We start from the raw sequence: 18195 nt of genomic DNA on the forward strand, positions 1-18195 counted from the left end.
GGTTAAATCTTATATTTCTCTGCTAAATAGTTAGCCAGAGACTCAATGCTAGAGTAACTGTATGGTAGACTAGGGTCTACTTCATATCCTAGCCATTGTTCCAAATCACTAGTCATAGTTACAGTAATAAGAGAATCTAAACCATAACGATCAAAAGTAGCTTTTATATCCATTTTATCTGGATTAAGTTCTAATACTTTAGAAAGATAAGAAACTAACCAGACTTGAATTGCTGCTTCTGTTGGAACCTGCTTTTTGATATCTACTTCCGAGTAATCAATTTTGTTCATACTTATTTGTGTAGAGATATTAGGGACGTCAGAATTTTGGATTTGTACTCTTTCAAACTTCATAGTTTTAATAAGTATAGTTGATCGATCAAAACGACTTTGGAACTTACCTAAGCGACCTTATCGTATGCAGCTTTTTTAGATTCAATCATTTGCTTAGTAGGAATCTTAACATCCCAAACTAAACCTAATTTTTCTAGCCCACGGATAACCCGCGCACCAAAATCAAATTGCCACCATTCCAGTCCAAAGATTGCTGAGTTAATAAAGGCATGATGATTGTTATGCCAAGACTCGCCTAATGTAGGAATAGCTAACCAAATATTGTTAGTACTATGGTCATTAGTGTGGAAAGGACGGGAACCATAAAAGTGGGTGATTGAGTTGATACTCAAGGTCATATTTTCACACAGGAAAAGTCGCACTAATCCTCCCCAGAGAAATCCATACAAAGCACCTATTAAAGATCCTCTGATTATTCCTCCCATAATCGTAGGAATTGCCAGTCCCAGAAATAACCAAACTAAATACAATTGATTAACTTTCAAGATAATCTTGTCTCGCAAAAGTTCTGGCGCGTAGTAAATCGGGTTAGGAATTTCATGATTGAATATCCAATTAACGTGAGCGTGCCATAGTCCATACAACCAAGCGAAATTTCCATCTTTTTGAAGATGTGGTGAGTGAGGGTCGCCTGGTTGGTCGCTGTATTCATGGTGTCGTCTATGTACAGTTACCCAGTAAATTAATGGGCCTTGTCCGGCCATGCAGCCAAAGATTGTGAGGATAACTTTTATCGCTGTGTTGGTTTGAAAGGCTCGATGGGCAAAGTGTCGATGGAATCCTACAGTAATTCCACTACCGGTCAATATCCACATCCCTAAAAGTAGACCTATTTCAACATAGCCAATCTGATATGTGTTCAGCAGAGCGATCGCAGTAACAAACCCTAATAAAGGAATTAGAGTAATTGCAAAACCACGCAGATGCTGTGAAGCCAGCATACTACTATTTGGAATTATTTTTTTACTTTTATCAGGAAAACTCGTCATTAATTTTTGCTCTTTTTCAAAACCATTGTTTGTAGACATTATGTTTACTGACTTCATATTTAAATAATGCTTTGCCAGACGGTTTGACATTTATTTAAAATAAGCAATTGATCCCTTTTGATATCTGCCATCTACCTTGCTTGATAAACACAGAATATAGATGAGAAGTTGGTTAGGGATGAGCGATGGAATCAGGGACAAGCTCGTTACTCACTACAGATCGCATTATCCGACTTGTTTTCCTCTACACAAGGATGTTGCTGTTGGAAGTTTCTTTGGCTTTGAGGATTTTGTAACCACTCTCCCACTACAGTTAGACTTTTATCCAAAAACCTACTTCGACAAACACCGCGTTGGATTTTACCACTGGAGGTTTTGGGTATGTTGCCAGGTTTGAGTAATTGCAGACCATACACTTGTAGATCGTGTTCCTTAGCAATGGCGCGTCGAATTTCTCCAATCACTATCTCTGAATCAAGCTGCCGCAGAGTTGTGCGTTCTATTTCCTGCACCACAACTAATTTTTCTTCGCCATCCACTTGCACAGCAAAAGCTGCTCCGCAGCCCAGTCGTAAAGATGGATGACTCTGCTGAACCGTCTGCTCAATATCTTGAGGATAATGGTTGCGACCTCGAATGATAATCACATCCTTCAAGCGGCCAGTAATAAAGAGTTCGCCTCTGTGCAAAAATCCTAAGTCGCCGGTACGCAAAAATGGTCCTTCACCAGTGTCTGCAAGGACGGCTTGGAAGGTCTTTTTAGTCTGCTCAGGTTGATTCCAATAGCCCTGAGCTACACTCGCACTTGATACCCAAATCTCTCCTACTCGATCGGGTGGACACTGACAACTAGTTTCATAGTCAACAATTGTGACTTTTTGCTCTAACAAAGTATGACCACAACTGACAATTGCACGCACATCTGAGGAATTGTCAGTTGCTTTCACTACTTGATTCTGTGTTAAAGCTACTGAATCCACAGAGTAAATTACAGGAGAAGCTGTTTTTAACCCTCCCGAAACCAATAAAGTTGTCTCAGCCATGCCATAGCAGGGGTAAAATGCCTCCTCTCGAAAGCCGCAAGCATGAAAAGTCGTGGTAAATTCTGTCAATGTTTCGCTACGAATTGGCTCTGCTCCGTTGAAAGCCACATCCCAGCTACTTAGATCGAGACTTCCTCGCTGTTGAGGCGTAATCTTGTTAATACATAAGTCATAAGCAAAATTCGGTCCGCCGCTTGTAGTGGCTTTGTAACGAGAAATAGCCATCAGCCAGCGCACAGGCTTCTGAAGAAAGTCGATTGGCGACATCAGTATGACTGGAAAACCACTGTAGATGGGCTGTAACACTCCACCAATCAACCCCATATCATGATAAGGCGGCAGCCAGATTACTCCCTGGCTGTTGGGCGTATGCTCGAAATACTTTTGAATCAGAGCTAAATTGTGCAAGATATTTCCATGACTCACCATCACACCCTTTGGTTTTCCTGTAGATCCTGATGTGTACTGGAGAAAAGCTAGGGCGTCATTGTCCTCTTCAGGATATTGCCAATCTATCCCCTGATTGCTATCTATGTTATCGGTTGCTAACCAATGCACTGTAGGCATTTCTAAACTTTCTACCCATTTTGGCTCCAGGTTAGCTAATAATGGTGTAGTTGTTAAAGCAACCTTTGCTTGAGCATCTATCACCAGTGCCTGAAGACGAAACAGATTTTGGTTTACTCTTGGTGGATAAGCAGGAACTGCTATCACCCCAGCATACAGACATCCAAAAAAGGCAGTAATGAAATCTAGTCCTGACGGATATAGCAGCAAGACCCGCTCTCCAGCAGAAGCTTTAAATCTAATCTGGTAAGCAATTTTTTGCGCCTTGGTGTCTAGTTCTTGATAAGTTAATCTGCCTGATTCTGTTTCGCCATTTTGAAGAAAGATGAAAGCTGTTCGATTTGGTTGTTGTAACGCTCTGTAGCGCAGTAGGTCTACTAGAGTGGCGAATTGCCGTTTGCTATTCGTGGTGTAATTTGAACAAAGCGACATCGCTCTCTCTTGGAGTAGTGTTATTAAAAGGTTGGAAATCTAAACTTTAAAAATTGGAGTCAATCATTAATTTAGTCAATTTATACTTTAATTTAATCAATTACTGAATAGTAAAATTTCTGCTTTAAGAGGGGATTATATAATCTATAGAAGTTAGTTAAATTCTAGTTATAATGCAGGATTTCTGGCATCTCAATTGGAGTTTATACCAATTTAGAGCCTACTGTTTCTGCCTACTCGTCAGATGTAATTCCTGAATCTGGTTCTTCTGGAGAATCATCGTCTCGTACCACCCCAGCAATTCTCATTGTGAGAATAATTATCACTATCATTAGAATCTATGCAAAATTTTCAGGTCATAACTCAAAAACTACCTATTGGTAGTGGTGCAATTGAGAGTTTAATCCGTCAAGTTGTCAACTTAAGAATCAAGGGTAATAGTAAATTCTGGTTGAAAGAAAATGCAGAAATTATCTTACATCTGCGTTGTCAATGGATAGCTGGAAGTTGGGATAATTTTTCTGGTTCTATTTTTAATTCATTTATCAAACCCCAAACTGCTTGATAAGTTTTATACTTTAATCCTGTCTTTAATTTATTTTTGAGTTAATTTATACTAAGTACAAAAGACTGATTGCAGATATTTTTATAAATAATCGTCAAATGACTTGCTAGCAATCTTTTTGAGATATCTCATCAAGATTAATTCTCATGTAAATCAGTATTTTATTTGCAAATAAAATCACCTTGTACCTAAATGTAATTTTTAGCGATCGCTTGTTTTTGACCAAACCTCACAAAATCGCATTGTTCCCAGATGAATCGGGCTTATTTGACGGCGTTGGAAGAAAAAGTACTGAGCCTCTTAGAGTCGGAAATTACACATAAGTAAGCCTGGGGGTAAGGCAGGGATTTATGTGAGCGATTAAGTCATTGTCAATGAAGTTTGCTGTTCAAGCCGACTTTGTAAATCTACAATCAGGTTTTCTCCACTGCGTCGGGCTGACCATACACCAGAATACTGCAAACCTATATTCCACTCTCCTTGCATATAATCTTCATTCTCTGAAACCATGCCTGTATATCTAACTGGTACAGGTGAGGTAACTAAATAACGTTTAGTAAAACTGACAGTGCGCCCAATTACCTCGCCATTGACCTGAGCTTCTCCTAAATAGTTGTCATCTAAAATGGAACCACTGAAAGTATTTCCACTCTGAACAAAGGTTGCTTCAAAGCGACTAGGGATTTCATCTTGCCAATAAGTTCCTAACCAATTACCACTAAGGTCTGCCATATTGTTTCCTAGTAAAAATGTCTATGCGCTCACCCGAATAGAGTAATTGACTCGGCAGGTAGTTATAATCGCTATTGTTAAGCTGAAACTGTCAATCACGCAATTGTATAGATATTATCTCTGTTGAGCATTGCAGTAAACCCTAGTAAAATGCGACGGCATAAGGGGGAGGGAAGCGGTAGTATTCATTGGTAAACGATTACCAAGAACGGCAGAGATTACTTGCCTGCTGAATGTGAGCAGATGCACTCCTTGAGCGATGCCTACGGCGGGCTACGCCTAGGCATCAGTCGGGCGTATTCCGATTCGCTCTTTGGAGACAGTCAAAAGCCTGTTGCAGTCGTTGGGGAAGCTGAATCGGCCTTATTTAACGGCTGTTGAAGAGAAATTGTAAATATTGGCTTGTGAGTTTTCGGGTGGGTCTTTTATGTATTAATAGGTATAGTAATGTAGTAAATATTTTTTATTACTGAAGAAAGTTGTTAGCGTAGGCGTAGCCGGCCGTAAGCATCAGACAATGCCAACATAGTTGCGGGCAAAGTTTTTGGCGAATGTTATTGAAGTCCTTAATTGAGCCAATTTGGAAGCACTCAATTTATGCAGAAAATACACATCTTCAGGGTTGCTTCCTTCGGGGAAATGCACCATATTTAACAGGCTGTAAGAAAATTCTTGAGCACGCCAAATGTAAGGCAGACGAATTTCTGAGTAGCGATCTAAATAAGATAAATCATGGTTTTCTAGGTAGTAACTAATTAAAGTTTCTGCCAACACACCTGCATCTTGTACCGCTAGATTTAACCCTTTACCACCCATTGGTGTGATGATGTGAGCAGCATCACCTGCCAAGAGTAATCGTTGGTAACGAAGCGGTTCAATAACATAGTTGCGTAAAACCATAATTTGCTTTTGGATGATCTTGCCTTCTGTCAGTATCCATTCTTGCTTGGCCAAGCGCTGGCGCAAGCTTGCCCAGACCCGTTTGTCTGACCAGTCTGCTAATTGATCATCAGCAGAAATTTGCAAGTAATAGCGAGAAATATGGCTATTACGTCGCATATAAGCGGCAAAGCCTTTAGGATGTACCCCGTAAAGTGTATGGGACGATGCAGGGGGAGCATCAGCTAAAATGGCTAACCAACGATAACCATACTCCTTGGTGTAAATCTTGGCAGCGTCAGAGGGAACGGATTGACGGGCTAACCCATGATAGCCATCGCATCCAGCCGCAAAATTAGCTTGAATCTTAAGTGTTGTGTCAGTATTTTTGTTCTCACACTCTACTATAATCTCATCGTCGGTTTGAGTTAGCTGGATTCCTTCATGATGGAACAGAATTTGACCACCAGCATCAAGGTATTTTTGAATGAGATCGTCGTTGAGATCGCTTTGGGGATAAAAGTAATGGACATCGCCATCACTTAATTTCCCGTATTCCAAGACAAAGCTATCATCGGGATAACGAAATTCACAGCGATCGTGTGGATATCCTTTGGTTAGAATGGTATCAGCTAAATCATGTTTTTTGAGCAGAGCAATGGTTGTACTTTCAATTGCGCCTGCTCGTCCTCTGGCGTAGATTTCCTCTCGATTGTAGCGATCAACCACTATACAATCAACGCCATTCTGTAGCAGGATATTGCCTAGTACAATCCCAGCTGGACCTGATCCCAGAATACAAACAGATGTTTTAAGATTCATGCTAATTCTCTTTTGATGCTTTGTCTGGAATGAGATTAAACGCCAACGGGTTCTTTAACCACGGCATTAAATCGAATTTCTTTACGAAGTTGTTCGGTCATTGGGCGCAAATCACGTGGCTGCGTCGTGGGTCGAAACAGTCCATCAGCTTCCCAACGTTCGGGGTCTAAACTGATTGCCCAGGCATTTAACCACAGTTCCGGGGGAAACTGGGCTAATTTCTCCGGCATGGTATCTTGGATCGCAAAGTGGAATATTACTTGAACGAACTCTTCAAACCGTTCGATACTGGCGATATGATCATCGATTAACTCTTGTTCAGTTTTATCGGTTTTAAGATTGCGAGTGCGTAACTCACTGACAAAAGGAATCGTTAAATAATCGATAAACTCAAATGACCCGCGTCGCTGTGACTTGGTAATCCAATCTCGGAAGAATAGATTCATCCGATGGGACAATAAGAAAAATTGTCCGGTTCCTTTGCGAACTCTGGCTCTTTTGCTAGGTTCCAGGAAGAGAGAATTAAACATTAACGGCGCACTGAAAGCCCAGGCGGATAAAACATCCCACAAGAATTTCACCGACATGACAGTTTGATTACCGAAACAGAGATAGGTACTGTGAATATTGGTTGTTACGCTTTCGTTGTATGAGATAAGAAAACGATTTGCCTCCTCGACGATTTTGGGAGTCAGTTGACCCTGACGGTCAAGTTCAACCATTTGGGTAATCAGGGAATTACCGAAGCCAATTAAATCAGTACCTGGAGAATAGAAGGGGTCAGCAAACACACCTGCCACACCCACACAAGCCCAGCGCTCGCTAGAAAAAACCTGCTCAGATGAGTAAGTATATTCAGGCAATTTCATAAAATCTACGGGTTGTTGCTTTCTCAGTTGGTTAGCTACCGCAGGTTCATATTTTTCTAACCACTGAAAGGCTTTTTCATAGGTATGGTAGGTACTAAAAGGATGAACATCTTCATTGGTAACAATGCCCAAACTGGTAAATCCCGTTGATAAAGGAATAATCCAAACCCAATAGCCTTCACCACACAAATGATTCGTCGAAAAATAGCGGATTTGATTCGGAACTCTCTCATGCCATTCTGTCTCAGTTTGGGGCACAAAATCATCTACATCGAACCGACCTTCGACTCGAAACCATACTGCACTAAAGTTAGTTTCAAAAGGTTTATATAAATCCAATTTCTTTTGCAAAATTCGACGGCGACCTGTCGAGTCAACAATCCAACGCGCTTGAATTGTTCTATTGTTTTTATCATTACCTTGAGTATAAATAACTTTATGTAACTGTTCTGGCTCGGAAGCTAATTTGATATCTTTGATCGGACAGCCTTCAAGTAACTCAATCCCTGCCTCTTCATTGAATTGACGTAAATCATTTTCTAACAAACCTCTGTCAACTTGATAAGAGTTTGGCTGATGAAATTCTGAAAGCCCGATTTCAGGTCGCTGATGAAACGGGCCAGTTGTATTACCTAAGAAATAGCGAAAGCCCAGTTTATGAAAGTGATGTGCTTCAAAGTAATCGGTTAGCTGAAGAACCTGAGACAGATAAAAAGCACCCACCTCAACTGTTGATTCCCCGACTTTGAAACCCGCTTCTGGAAGAGGACGAGCTAGCCTGTCTAGCAGAACAATAGAAATATCAGGCATTTTCAGTTTTAACTGGCGTGCTAAAGTTAAACCTGCTAAACCTGAACCGCAAATGGCAACATCATAAATCTTCGTCATTGGAGTAAACCTTTTTCTTGGAGAATTAGTAAGAATTTGTTTGTGCTTGATTGAGGCAAGCTTTTAACTTTTGAGCTAAAACTTGCACATGAGGCTCTTGAAACAGGGAAAAGTGATCGCCCGGAACATCGTGAATCTCTAATCCTTCACTGGCTAGTCCACTCCAACCATGTTGAGGATCTCTACTCGACCAGTCTTTGGGAGTCGGTAGATACAACTTGTTAAAAATAGATGGTTCACTAGCTCGAAACAGCGTCACCCGACCGGGATAAACTTTTGGGGTATAACCTTTTTTGGCTTGCATGTTGGCTTCTGCCACCAACGCTCTTGAGTAACCCTGGCTCAGAGAATGCCCTAAACTTAGATAAAGCTGACCGATCGTGACTTGTCGCTTGCGCTGTAGTAGTTGCCTAACTTCTTGCCACAGCGATTTGGATAGACCGAGTTGCCAAAGATAAGTCCAGTAGTGCTGTTGTCGGAATGAGAGGCGTGGAAAACAGCCCCGACCAAAAGTATCAAACATTACTAATGCGGCAACCATCTGACCTTGTTGGTGGAGTTGCTGCGCCATCTCAAAAGCAACTATTCCCCCCATCGAGTTACCCCCCAGAAAATAAGGGCCTTCTGGCTGAATAGTGCGGATTTCTTGAATGTAGTGGGCAGCCATATCCTCTATTCGAAAATGCGGGGCTTGTTTGCTGTCGAGTCCCCGGGCTTGTAAGCCATAAAAGGGTTGCTTAGAGCCAAGATAGTGCGCCAAGTCTCGCAAGTTTAAAACACTGCCCTGTTGCCCGTGGATGCAAAAGAAAGGCGGTTTGTGACCATTGGATTGCAGGGGAACTAGGGAAGACCAAGATAGCGTGGCCTCGTGTCCCAGAAGTTTTGCCAATTGCTCTACCGTTGGTGCTTGGAGTAAGGTCGTTAGGGGTAGAGTTTGACCGAAAGTCTCTTCGATGCGAGCAAACAAGGTCATTGCCAGTAACGATTGTCCACCCAACTCAAAGAAGTTATCCTTTACACCAATTGACGGGATGTTTAACACCTCACTCCAAAGTTGAGCTAGTTTTAGTTCCAAGGCATTTTGAGGAGCGATATAAACGTTTTCCTGTTTGGAATTCTGCTGTTTTGCTCTTTTTTGGTGTAACTGTTGTTGTTCGGCTTCAGTTAATGGCAATAGGGATGAAAGCGACTGCTCAGGATAGGTGACAATGTTTTCCAGAATCGTCTGAAAGTGTTGCAGCATCTGCTGAATCGTTGTCGTCTCAAATAAATCGGTGTTGTACTTGAATACTGCCGTTAAACTTCCTGCTTCTTCGATGAGGTACAGATACAAATCAAAATCGGCTGTTCCGGTATCCACATCGAGATTCTGCACCGTTAAACCGGGTAGTTCTAGCTGATGGATGGTCGTATTTTGGAGGGCAAACATCACTTGAGAAAGAGGTGCTTGCAGCAAATTGAGCGATCGCAACAACTGCTGAACGGGCAAATCTTGGTAAGCATACCCTCCTGAAGCGACCTCACTAACTCGACCTAAGAACTCTTGAAAGCTCGGATTCCCTGAAATATCGGTCTTTAAAATTAGTAAGTTGACAAAGTAACCCATTAGTCCTTTGATCTCTTTCCGTGTCCGGTTAGCTGTGGGACTGCAAACAAAGAGTTGTTCTTGCTCGGTGTAACGATGCAGTAGCACGTTGAAAGCGGCTAACAGTGTCACGAATAAGGTTACTTTTTGCTGACGACTTAGGGTTTTGAGGGCTTCGCTTAATGCCTTCGATAGCTTGACCTTGAGAGAAGCACTACGACAGGTTGGCGCAGCGGGTCGAGGGTGGTCAATTGGCAGATGTAATTCTTGCAGGTTGCTGCCTAGTTGCTGCTTCCAATAATCCAATAGGATTTGTAAAAAATCTCCCTGCAACCATTCCCGTTGCCAAGCGGCAAAATCGGCGTACTGAATAGGCAGTTCAGGCAATGGAGAAGATTGACCTTGAGAGAAAGCTTCGTAAAGGGCTGCTAATTCTTGAAAGAGAACGCCTTTTGACCAAGCATCAACAGCAATATGGTGAACCGTTAGCAAAAAAATATGTTCTTCGCCGTCAAGCTGGATGAGGGTTGCTCGTATCAAAGGCACATTTTGCAGGTCAAAAGCTTGCTGAATATCCTCCGTCACCTGTTGCATTGCTTTAACTTCTCGCTGTGTTGCTGGTAATTGTTGTAAATCAATCACCGTCAAAGGCAAAGGAACAGGTGGATGAATCAACTGAACTGGTTTCCCTTCGACCCAGCCAAAGGTAGTTCGCAGAGCTTCATGGCGGCAGAGAATTTCGTTGAGGCTTTTTTCCAGAATATAGTAGTTAAGAGAGCCAGCGATCCGAAAAGCAAGGGCAATGTTGTAAGCAGATGCCTTAGTGGGTTCTAACTGATGGAGAAACCACAAACGTTCTTGGGAAAATGAAAGTGGGAGAGACTCTTGACGAGAAATACGAACCAATGGCGGTGCTTGATTCTGCCAACCTAGAACGGTCTGGATGGCTTGCCACAGGTTTTGTTTTGCAGTCTGGCTGGTGGCTTCTTTTTTGGGGACAGGTTCAAGTTGACTGACCATAAGTTTTCAATTCCACAAGGTTATAGGACTTACGCACCAGTAACGGAAAAACGAACCGCAAAGGACGCGAAGTACAGGAAGGAATAAGAGTTTGAGAGAGTTTTTGCGTAAGTCCTGGATTAAATAGAGCGCCAGGAAGATCAAAAGCCTTTCTTCTGCTCGACCATCGCCGCAATTGTTGCGATGTTTTGAAAATTCTCGAAACTAATTTCATTAGCATCTAGCTGAATATCAAAGACATCTTGGAGGTTAGAAACGAGAGCCATTGCGTTAATTGAATCAAGACCCAGATTGAAAATATCCACATGTTCTTGTAAATCTTCTGAAGTGATATCAGGAATAATTTGTAAAATTACTTGGGTGATTTGTTGTTTGATGTTGATTGCAGACATGACCATTGCTTTGATACCTCTAAGTATTTGTGGACTAAACTAATTCTTTTCTCAGAATTTTCCCTAAAGGAGTTTTAGGAATTTCTGGACGAAATTCGATGATTTTGGGAATTTTAAATTCTGCCATCTGCGTTTTACAGAAAGAAATAATTTCTGAATATTCACAGGGTTCTTGTGGCTTCTTGACTAGAACGGCTTTGATCAATTCTCCGGCATACTCGCCTTTGACTCCCACCACAACCGCTTCTTGAATTTTGGGGTGCTTCATGAGAATTTCTTCAATTTCCAGGGAATCAACTTTGCGACCACCTGTATCAATCAAGAGTTTTTTTCTTCCTGTAACATAAAGGCGTCCAGTGTGGTCTTTTTTTCCGATATCTCCTGTTAAGAAATAACTATTTTTAAATACTTGCTGATTCAATTCAGGCTGGTTTGCATAACCACTGGTTAAAGAGAGACTTTTGATCGCAATTTCCCCAATCATGCCGTCGGGTAGTTCATTCTCTGCTTCATCGATAATTTGGATTTCGACATTCTTTAAAGGGAAACCGACAGAATTCCGAGTTGGTACGGGATATCTTTCTGAATTAATTGCAATAGCCCCCGCTTCTGTACAGCCATAAAGCTGTCGAATTGGCAAGTTAAAGCGGGCTAAAAATTTGTCAAAAATCTCCTCGGATAAGAAGTTTCCTGCTGAAAAGCACAATCTCAAACTAGATAGATCAACGCTTTGGTCACCAGGAGTTTCCGCCATTGTGTTAAAGATATAAGGAACGCCTGGAAAAATGGTAATTTTTTCAGTTTTAATCAGTGACAAAATTCTCGGGCGACGGAAGACAAAGGGAACCTCAACAGGTGTGCCATCTTTTTGCAAAACGGGTTCGAGAATAACGAGGGTTGCACCATTACAAGTGGCGGCTAATAAACAATTACCTAACCCATGTGAGTGATACAGAGGAACAGCACACAAAATTTTATCGTTTGGAGTAATTTGAGTCGTTTGAGCAAAGTTTTTGGACTCATGATATAAGTTGTCTTGGGTGCGACAAATTCGCTTTGGTTTTCCTGTCGTACCAGATGAATATTGATAAATAAAATTTCCTCTAAAGACTGTATTTGACTGACTTATGACGCTGGTTGCTTTTTTGGTTACTAAGTCATAAAAGAATTGTGTCTGAGAAACCACGCGATCAATGAGAATGATTTGAATCTCTCGATTAAGCTTGGCGATCGCTTTTTGACAAATTTCTAATTGCTTATAGTTGGTAATAATTGCTTTTGCTTGACTGTCCTCGATACAGTAGCTTAATTCCTCCTCTTTAAAGAGATGGTTTAAGGGTAGAATAATAGCATTTAACTGAGCGATCGCATAAAAACTAAAGACAAATTCCGGACAGTTTGGCAAAACGACGGCGATACAGTTTCCTTGCGTTATTCCTAAAGTGCTTAATCCTGTACTCAATCTTTCAGCGTTCAAGTCAAGTTCTTGATAAGTAATCTTTAATTTGTCATAAGCGATCGCTATTTTTTGGGGAAATTTATTTACTGCTTGTTTAAACAGTTGAACTAACATTTTAAACCCTCAAAGTTTAGAAATTTTTAAAACTGTCGAATAAAATAGCTCTCAGGAAATTTTTCAGTAATCATCATAGTATAATTACGATTAGAAAGAACACAGTATGTTCTAAAAAGTAGGTTTTCCTCGGGAGCAATATCAAAATAAGGCGCTAATTCTTGAGCTGACATTTTACCTGTTTCAAGAGTTTCTTTAAAAATTTCAACTTTATTTTCGAGCCAAACTTTACCAATCGGTTTTTTAGTCGTTAATAAATCTTCTCGAATTTGCTCATCAAGTCTTTCTAAGGCAATGATTGACTCTGCATAAATATAGTTGCGTCCACTAATGCCACCTTGTAGGAGAATTTTGCGATCCAGGACTTTCGCACCCTCATTAAGCTGCATCGGTAGCAGTTCATTATTTAATTTTAGAATGTTTTCCGACAACTTTTTAACCTTAATTGATTCACCCATATATATTTCAATTAAATCTGTGATTGTGCCATTATTGGTTAGTAAAATTCTCTGGAAAATACTCAATACAGCAGGGTCAATATAGCATTTCTGAGAATATGAAAAATCTCGACTCGAGTTTGGGGCTAATACAGCTATTTTACCGTTCATCTTAATTTCTCTTGAATTTTTGATAATGAAATTTGTTTCTTCAAGTGGCTCATGACTTCATACTGAAACATCTAAAACAGAATCTGGAATTGAATGTACATAGTCAGTTTTTTGTCAATGAATAAGTCCTATATATTATAAAGCTCTCCTACTTTTATTTTTTTAAGTAGTACTATTTACCATCTCAACAAAGCTACAAATGCACAGAAGCGGATTCCAGAAAATATTACCACTTTAGCTAGATATTTAATAGTTATTTTGTCTTCACTGCAATTGCAGGGTAAGCTCATCTAATTTGGTATAAAGTGAACTTGACAAATGAAACAAGATAAGAATAAAAGACCAGATAAAAACGCACAATTGGGCAAAATGAATGAGAAAAATTCAATGCTGTTGTCAAAAAATAGTCAGGAGTCAGGTTGATGTCACAGGTTTAAAACGTAATCGATCACGGGGCGATCACAGACTAAAAGCCAATAGATGTCAATGAGTGAAGAAACTAGGGGAATTAGTCTAAGAGAGTTGACTCTATTGAATAAAAGTAAATAAACGGGTATGGCTTAGGGGAATTAAGCAGCATTTATTACTTGCTCAGAAGTAGGAACTTCTGGAAGTAAAGAAGGAGTAAGTTTACCTATGCGTGCAGCAAAAGTTGCTGCTGTTATAGAATCAAGAACATTTCGGCGCTGGGATCGGCATTACCGTGCCAAAAAAGGTTTTTTGTACGCTAAGAAAAATTATGAGCTACGACCGCGCAACGACTCTGCTCGGTCGGGGCTTTTTCTGCTTTGTATGGCTCGTGCGTCAAAGATATGAAGCGAGAAGAGTTTGAGGCTCAAAAGTGTCTTTAAAAAAGATGTATCATTCAGAATTGCAATCTAAATTGATTGATAAAGCTGAGGTTACTTACATACGATAGTACATGAAGTGATCTGCCAACAAAAAATTCGTTATACCTTGAGACTCAACAGAACAAGGAACGTGAACGTGTAGGGTAAACGCACCTTATTTACTAATAAAAAAGTGGTCAGCAATCGTGATTTTGGGCTTAAGCTTCATTCAACTATAATCTGGTTCTTTTTATTTAACGCAAAGAATGAATTTACTACAAAAACGAACCCGTATTGATTGGCAGCCGACGGCTGCCACAAACTCATCCCCCCTACAACGATTATCATTCTTATTCAATTTTATACTTAATTCTCTGAAAGTACTGTGTGGTAGAGTTTTGGGGAATTCCACCTTGATTATCGATCTTTAATATTTAGATGCGTTTGCCCTACGTGAACGTGTCTTGGGCGCAGATTATAACTTTGATATCAGAGTGTAGTAATAATGGATTCCTATATAAAGTATAAAGCGCAAAAAACTAATTTATCTACTTAACCAATAGCTCCATTACACCATCTAATTCATACATAAAATCACCAGCACTTGCAAACATTTTAGCAATCTTAAGTACTCGTTCATGCAAAACTTGATGAAAGTTTTCTTCATTATGATCTGCATTATGTGCTATTTTAGCCATGTTAAAACCAATGATATCATGAGGTAGGTGTAATTTGGGAATTTCTCCATTAGATAGAACATTAATATCATTTATAAATAAATGTTGATCTCCTGTATTATAATGGACATCGAACCAGCTTTTAGGCACTCGTTTTCCTTGGAAATCAAAAAGTGCTTGAGAACCTGGAGAATCTATTATAGATTCCGAAGCACCAACTGCTAAAAATTCAACTGCCAACATACCAATTAAAGCATCTCTGTCATCAAATTCTTTATTGATTACTATATCTATAGCTTTAACTGGTTCAGCATTTTCAACTTGATTCATAAGTATACTTCCAGCTTGAGAAAGTTTACCTGTTTTTGAATCAATCATTATTCCCAAATGATTCATTAATTCTTTCCAATAATCCATATGGCTTCCTTCTTCAAAACCATAGTCTTTATAAATTCCGGAAATACCATTTTGAATTGAATCTAAAATCTTTGTTCTTTGTGTATTTGTAAAATTAAAAATAAATAATAAATCTCGACTGGAATTTTTACTCTTATCAAGATTAAATCTGGTCAAAAACCTTCTCGTATTTCTAATTACAGTACGAGGAAACGTTTTGACAATTCCCCAATAGATGGCAGAAAACATTATTAAAGAATTATAATCACCTGCGGATACACCCCTTACTACTTTCGAGTTCCCGATTATATCTTTAAGCATAGTAGACAATTCAACTAGATCCGGAGGTAGAGCAGTCAAAAGTCCCATTTCTTCAGCAAGAATACGACCTTGCTGAAATTCTTCCAATTTTATAACTGGTTGAACAATTCTATTTTTTGCAACATTAATGGACATAAAATTATCAACTACGTACTCCAAGCTAGTTTTCATTTTAATTATTTATCAAACAGAATTTAGCTATTCTGGAGCCAGAATTCAGAATTGAATTCTGAACGAAAAAGTGGATAGCGGCGGCGGAAAGCGAGTACTCGAGCGTCTGAATAAACGGGTTTAAAACCCCAGACGCTCCTGCGTCGCTTGCCGCCGGCGCTATCGTCTGTACGGTGTCTACAATTGGGAGCCACTGCGGTGGACGGGTTTCCCGGCATAAAGCAAGTGGCGTTTGGGGTCTGAATCCCCATTCAATTGATTCTGACTCCTGTTAGCGATAGCGGGGCGTTTAGCCCATTCAGAATAGCTGAATTCTTCTTCAAAACTTTTATTTAGATAGTACCTAATATATAAATTCCAGGTTAAGTTAAAGTAATCAAAAAATTATTATTAGGAAATTTTCTGGTCAAGGCATATTTTGAAAATCAAGAGTATTGTCTGTTCTCTTAATAAGTGTTTAATTATACTAAGTCTAAATGAGCGTGCATAGAGCTATAGAAGCATTGGTGAGAGGTTAAGATAATCTTACTTTTATCAATTAGAAATTATGCTGGAAATAGGCACTAAACAGCCCTGTATCTACGCTATATTTACCCCCAATCATGGCTAGCTGCAAAGGCACGAAAGCGATCGCTCACCTCTTTCTCTTGCGCTGTTCGCCAGACTAATCCGATTGCCCGATGCAGCGGCAGATCAGAAATGGGAATGTAGACAACGCCTGGAATATCCTGCCACTCTGGCATAATCGCAATCCCTAACCCAGCGGCAATCAAAGCAATTACCCATTCTTCGTGGTTGGCACGATATACCACATGAGGCTGAAGCATTTTCGACTCAAATAATTGTCGTGTCTCACCCCAAAGTTCGCAATGCATCCGATCAATGTAAGGCTGCTCATTAATTTCTGCCAATCGCACTGTTCCCCGTTGGGCAAAGGGGTGATTCACAGATACCGCCAGCGCCCGACGCTGCTGGAACAACGAGAGTGAACTTTTAGCATCCTCACTCTTGTCTAACACCATCCGTGAGAGGTTAAAATAAAGCGCATTTTGTCAATCAGTTACTCCCGGTTCGCCCATTTTAAATTGAGTTAGGAAAAAGCTGAACGATTCAATCAGGGTTCTAAGCTGTGATTCAAATGTACTCTCGTCCCGACGTTATGCGCTCGCATAAAAATAGAGTTTTGAGAGGGGAGTGATAATTTCAGGGGAATTTCGTGAAATCGCTAAAACCTTTACGATACCTAGATTTTTCTGATTTTTGACAATTTCTCGAACTCCAAAAAAAGTGGGCGAACCGGGAGTAATCAGTTTCAGTTCTGGGGGAAAGGGTGCGATAGCTAACAACTATTCAGTGAGGAAGCAAAATGTCAGAGCGATCGCCAGGAGAATCTTCAAAGATTGCTCCTTTTTGAATTAGCTTACGTTTTATAGATTCGGAAATTCCTTGATTATTTCCGAATCGCGTGTTTTGTACATTTTGACCACTTAAGTTGATACCACTCAGGTTAGCATCAACCAGGTAGGCACTACTCAAGTTGGCTCGACTCAGGTCGGCAAGGAACAGGTCAGCACCACTCAGGTTAGCATCACTCAGGTTAGTACCACTCAGGTTAGCACCACTCAGGTTGACACCACTCAGGTTGACACCACTCAGGTTGACACCACTCAGGTTGACACCACTCAGGTTGACACCACTTAGGTTGACACCACTCAGGTCGGCACCACTCAGGTCGGCATTACTCAGGTCGGCATCACTCAGGTCGGCATCAATCAAGTCGGCACTACTCAGGTTAGTACCACTCAGGTTGGTACTACTCAGGTTGGCATTACTCAGGTCGGCACCACTCAGGTCGGCACTACTCAGGTCGGCAAGGAACAGGTTGGCACTACTCAGGTTGACACCACTCAGATTTTGACTGCTAGCTCCATTTTGTAAAATATCTCGAATCAAGCAAGACTTTTCATCTAGTTCTGTTAAATTAACGTACTCAACAGGAGTACCCAATACTTCAGTGAGTTCCCCCGATTCAAATAGTTTCTTTATTCTTTCTAACCCTTCATTAGAACCATTAAGAATAATTTTGATACTGCCTTCTTCAACTCGAATAATTTCTATAGTTGCGTCACCAGAAATTTTTTGTAACAGTGCAAGAATAGCTTTTAATTTAGCGTGGTCAACTTCATCAAAACTACCTGCGATCGCAAATGCTAGAGCCTTGTTAGGCTTAAATAAATCTCGTCAAATTGAAACTGAGGTAAAAGAAAATAGTGATGTTGATTTTTCTAATCATCAACAATGGAACCATGAATGCGGATGGAAGAATACTTTAAATAATCTGCGTCTCATTGCCCAACCACTCTTACTATTTTGGTTGATTTATCCCTGGATATATTTTCCCCAATTCTAATTTATTGCTGGGATTCAATCAATTAATTAGTGAAATGAATCAATTTAAACCCTGTTATGCTTCTGGATAATTT

General features: G+C 40.3%; 14 protein-coding genes and 3 pseudogenes. 3 read left to right on the top strand and 14 right to left on the bottom strand.

The annotated features are described in order from the left end of the window. Nucleotides 1–2 precede the first annotated feature (2 nt). The 3 genes from ACFG4S_RS28430 to ACFG4S_RS28440 all read right to left on the bottom strand — a co-directional run bounded on the left by ACFG4S_RS28430 (nucleotide 3) and on the right by ACFG4S_RS28440 (nucleotide 3384). Nucleotides 3–290, bottom strand: coding sequence for an acyl carrier protein (locus ACFG4S_RS28430; protein ID WP_392532259.1), 288 nt, complete (start codon nucleotides 288–290; stop codon nucleotides 3–5). Between the two features lie 110 nt (nucleotides 291–400). Continuing rightward, entirely contained in the window at nucleotides 401–1381 is a 981-nt protein-coding gene (locus ACFG4S_RS28435) for an acyl-CoA desaturase (protein WP_392532260.1), read from the bottom strand. 167 nt (nucleotides 1382–1548) lie between these two features. After that, on the bottom strand, nucleotides 1549–3384 hold the full coding sequence (locus tag ACFG4S_RS28440) for a fatty acyl-AMP ligase (RefSeq protein WP_392532261.1): 1836 nt from the start codon (nucleotides 3382–3384) through the stop codon (nucleotides 1549–1551). Between the two features lie 364 nt (nucleotides 3385–3748). On the opposite strand from ACFG4S_RS28440, the pseudogene ACFG4S_RS28445 reads away from it, so the two are divergent. Then, nucleotides 3749–3949 (top strand): annotated as a pseudogene (locus tag ACFG4S_RS28445) (ISLre2 family transposase); the annotation flags it as partial. A 360-nt stretch (nucleotides 3950–4309) separates the two neighbouring features. Here the strand turns inward: ACFG4S_RS28445 and ACFG4S_RS28450 are convergent. After that, nucleotides 4310–4681, bottom strand: a complete 372-nt coding sequence (locus ACFG4S_RS28450) for a hypothetical protein (RefSeq protein WP_392532262.1) — start codon at nucleotides 4679–4681, stop codon at nucleotides 4310–4312. 222 nt (nucleotides 4682–4903) lie between these two features. On the opposite strand from ACFG4S_RS28450, the gene ACFG4S_RS28455 reads away from it, so the two are divergent. Continuing rightward, nucleotides 4904–5062 (top strand): hypothetical protein, encoded by a 159-nt coding sequence (locus tag ACFG4S_RS28455; RefSeq protein WP_392532263.1) that lies wholly within the window; start codon nucleotides 4904–4906, stop codon nucleotides 5060–5062. A 129-nt stretch (nucleotides 5063–5191) separates the two neighbouring features. Here the strand turns inward: ACFG4S_RS28455 and ACFG4S_RS28460 are convergent, their stop codons facing one another. The 10 genes and pseudogenes from ACFG4S_RS28460 to ACFG4S_RS28505 form a co-directional block, all read right to left on the bottom strand. Continuing rightward, the gene (locus tag ACFG4S_RS28460; RefSeq protein WP_392532264.1) at nucleotides 5192–6382 is read right to left on the bottom strand and encodes a 4-hydroxybenzoate 3-monooxygenase; all 1191 of its coding nucleotides are present in this window, start codon (nucleotides 6380–6382) and stop codon (nucleotides 5192–5194) included. A 35-nt stretch (nucleotides 6383–6417) separates the two neighbouring features. Next, a complete protein-coding gene (locus ACFG4S_RS28465) occupies nucleotides 6418–8139 on the bottom strand; it encodes an NAD(P)/FAD-dependent oxidoreductase (RefSeq protein ID WP_392532265.1) in 1722 nt (573 codons plus the stop codon). 25 nt (nucleotides 8140–8164) lie between these two features. Then, nucleotides 8165–10744 carry a condensation domain-containing protein gene (locus tag ACFG4S_RS28470; protein WP_392532266.1) on the bottom strand — a complete coding sequence of 860 codons (2580 nt, stop codon included), beginning with the start codon at nucleotides 10742–10744 and terminating at the stop codon, nucleotides 8165–8167. A 140-nt stretch (nucleotides 10745–10884) separates the two neighbouring features. Next, nucleotides 10885–11136, bottom strand: a complete 252-nt coding sequence (locus ACFG4S_RS28475) for an acyl carrier protein (protein ID WP_392532267.1) — start codon at nucleotides 11134–11136, stop codon at nucleotides 10885–10887. Between the two features lie 34 nt (nucleotides 11137–11170). Next, entirely contained in the window at nucleotides 11171–12709 is a 1539-nt protein-coding gene (locus tag ACFG4S_RS28480; RefSeq protein WP_392532268.1) for a class I adenylate-forming enzyme family protein, read from the bottom strand. Nucleotides 12710–12735: 26 nt separating this feature from the next. After that, complete coding sequence (locus ACFG4S_RS28485) at nucleotides 12736–13317, bottom strand: chorismate--pyruvate lyase family protein (RefSeq protein ID WP_392532269.1); 582 nt, start codon at nucleotides 13315–13317, stop codon at nucleotides 12736–12738. 1378 nt (nucleotides 13318–14695) lie between these two features. Next, entirely contained in the window at nucleotides 14696–15712 is a 1017-nt protein-coding gene (locus ACFG4S_RS28490; protein WP_392532270.1) for a hypothetical protein, read from the bottom strand. 590 nt (nucleotides 15713–16302) lie between these two features. Next, nucleotides 16303–16734, bottom strand: a complete 432-nt coding sequence (locus ACFG4S_RS28495) for a LysR family transcriptional regulator substrate-binding protein (protein ID WP_392532271.1) — start codon at nucleotides 16732–16734, stop codon at nucleotides 16303–16305. Between the two features lie 328 nt (nucleotides 16735–17062). Further along, nucleotides 17063–17719 (bottom strand): pentapeptide repeat-containing protein, encoded by a 657-nt coding sequence (locus ACFG4S_RS28500; protein WP_392532272.1) that lies wholly within the window; start codon nucleotides 17717–17719, stop codon nucleotides 17063–17065. Between the two features lie 36 nt (nucleotides 17720–17755). After that, nucleotides 17756–17914, bottom strand: a pseudogene (locus tag ACFG4S_RS28505) (hypothetical protein); the annotation flags it as partial. A gap of 4 nt (nucleotides 17915–17918) precedes the next feature. Between ACFG4S_RS28505 and ACFG4S_RS28510 the strand changes: the two are divergent. Next, nucleotides 17919–18192: pseudogene (locus tag ACFG4S_RS28510) on the top strand (IS701 family transposase); the annotation flags it as partial. Nucleotides 18193–18195 lie beyond the last annotated feature (3 nt).

Origin of the sequence: Nostoc sp. C117 (genome assembly GCF_043099735.1) — a bacterium.
In the GTDB taxonomy this organism is placed as follows: Bacteria; Cyanobacteriota; Cyanobacteriia; order Cyanobacteriales; family Nostocaceae; genus Nostoc.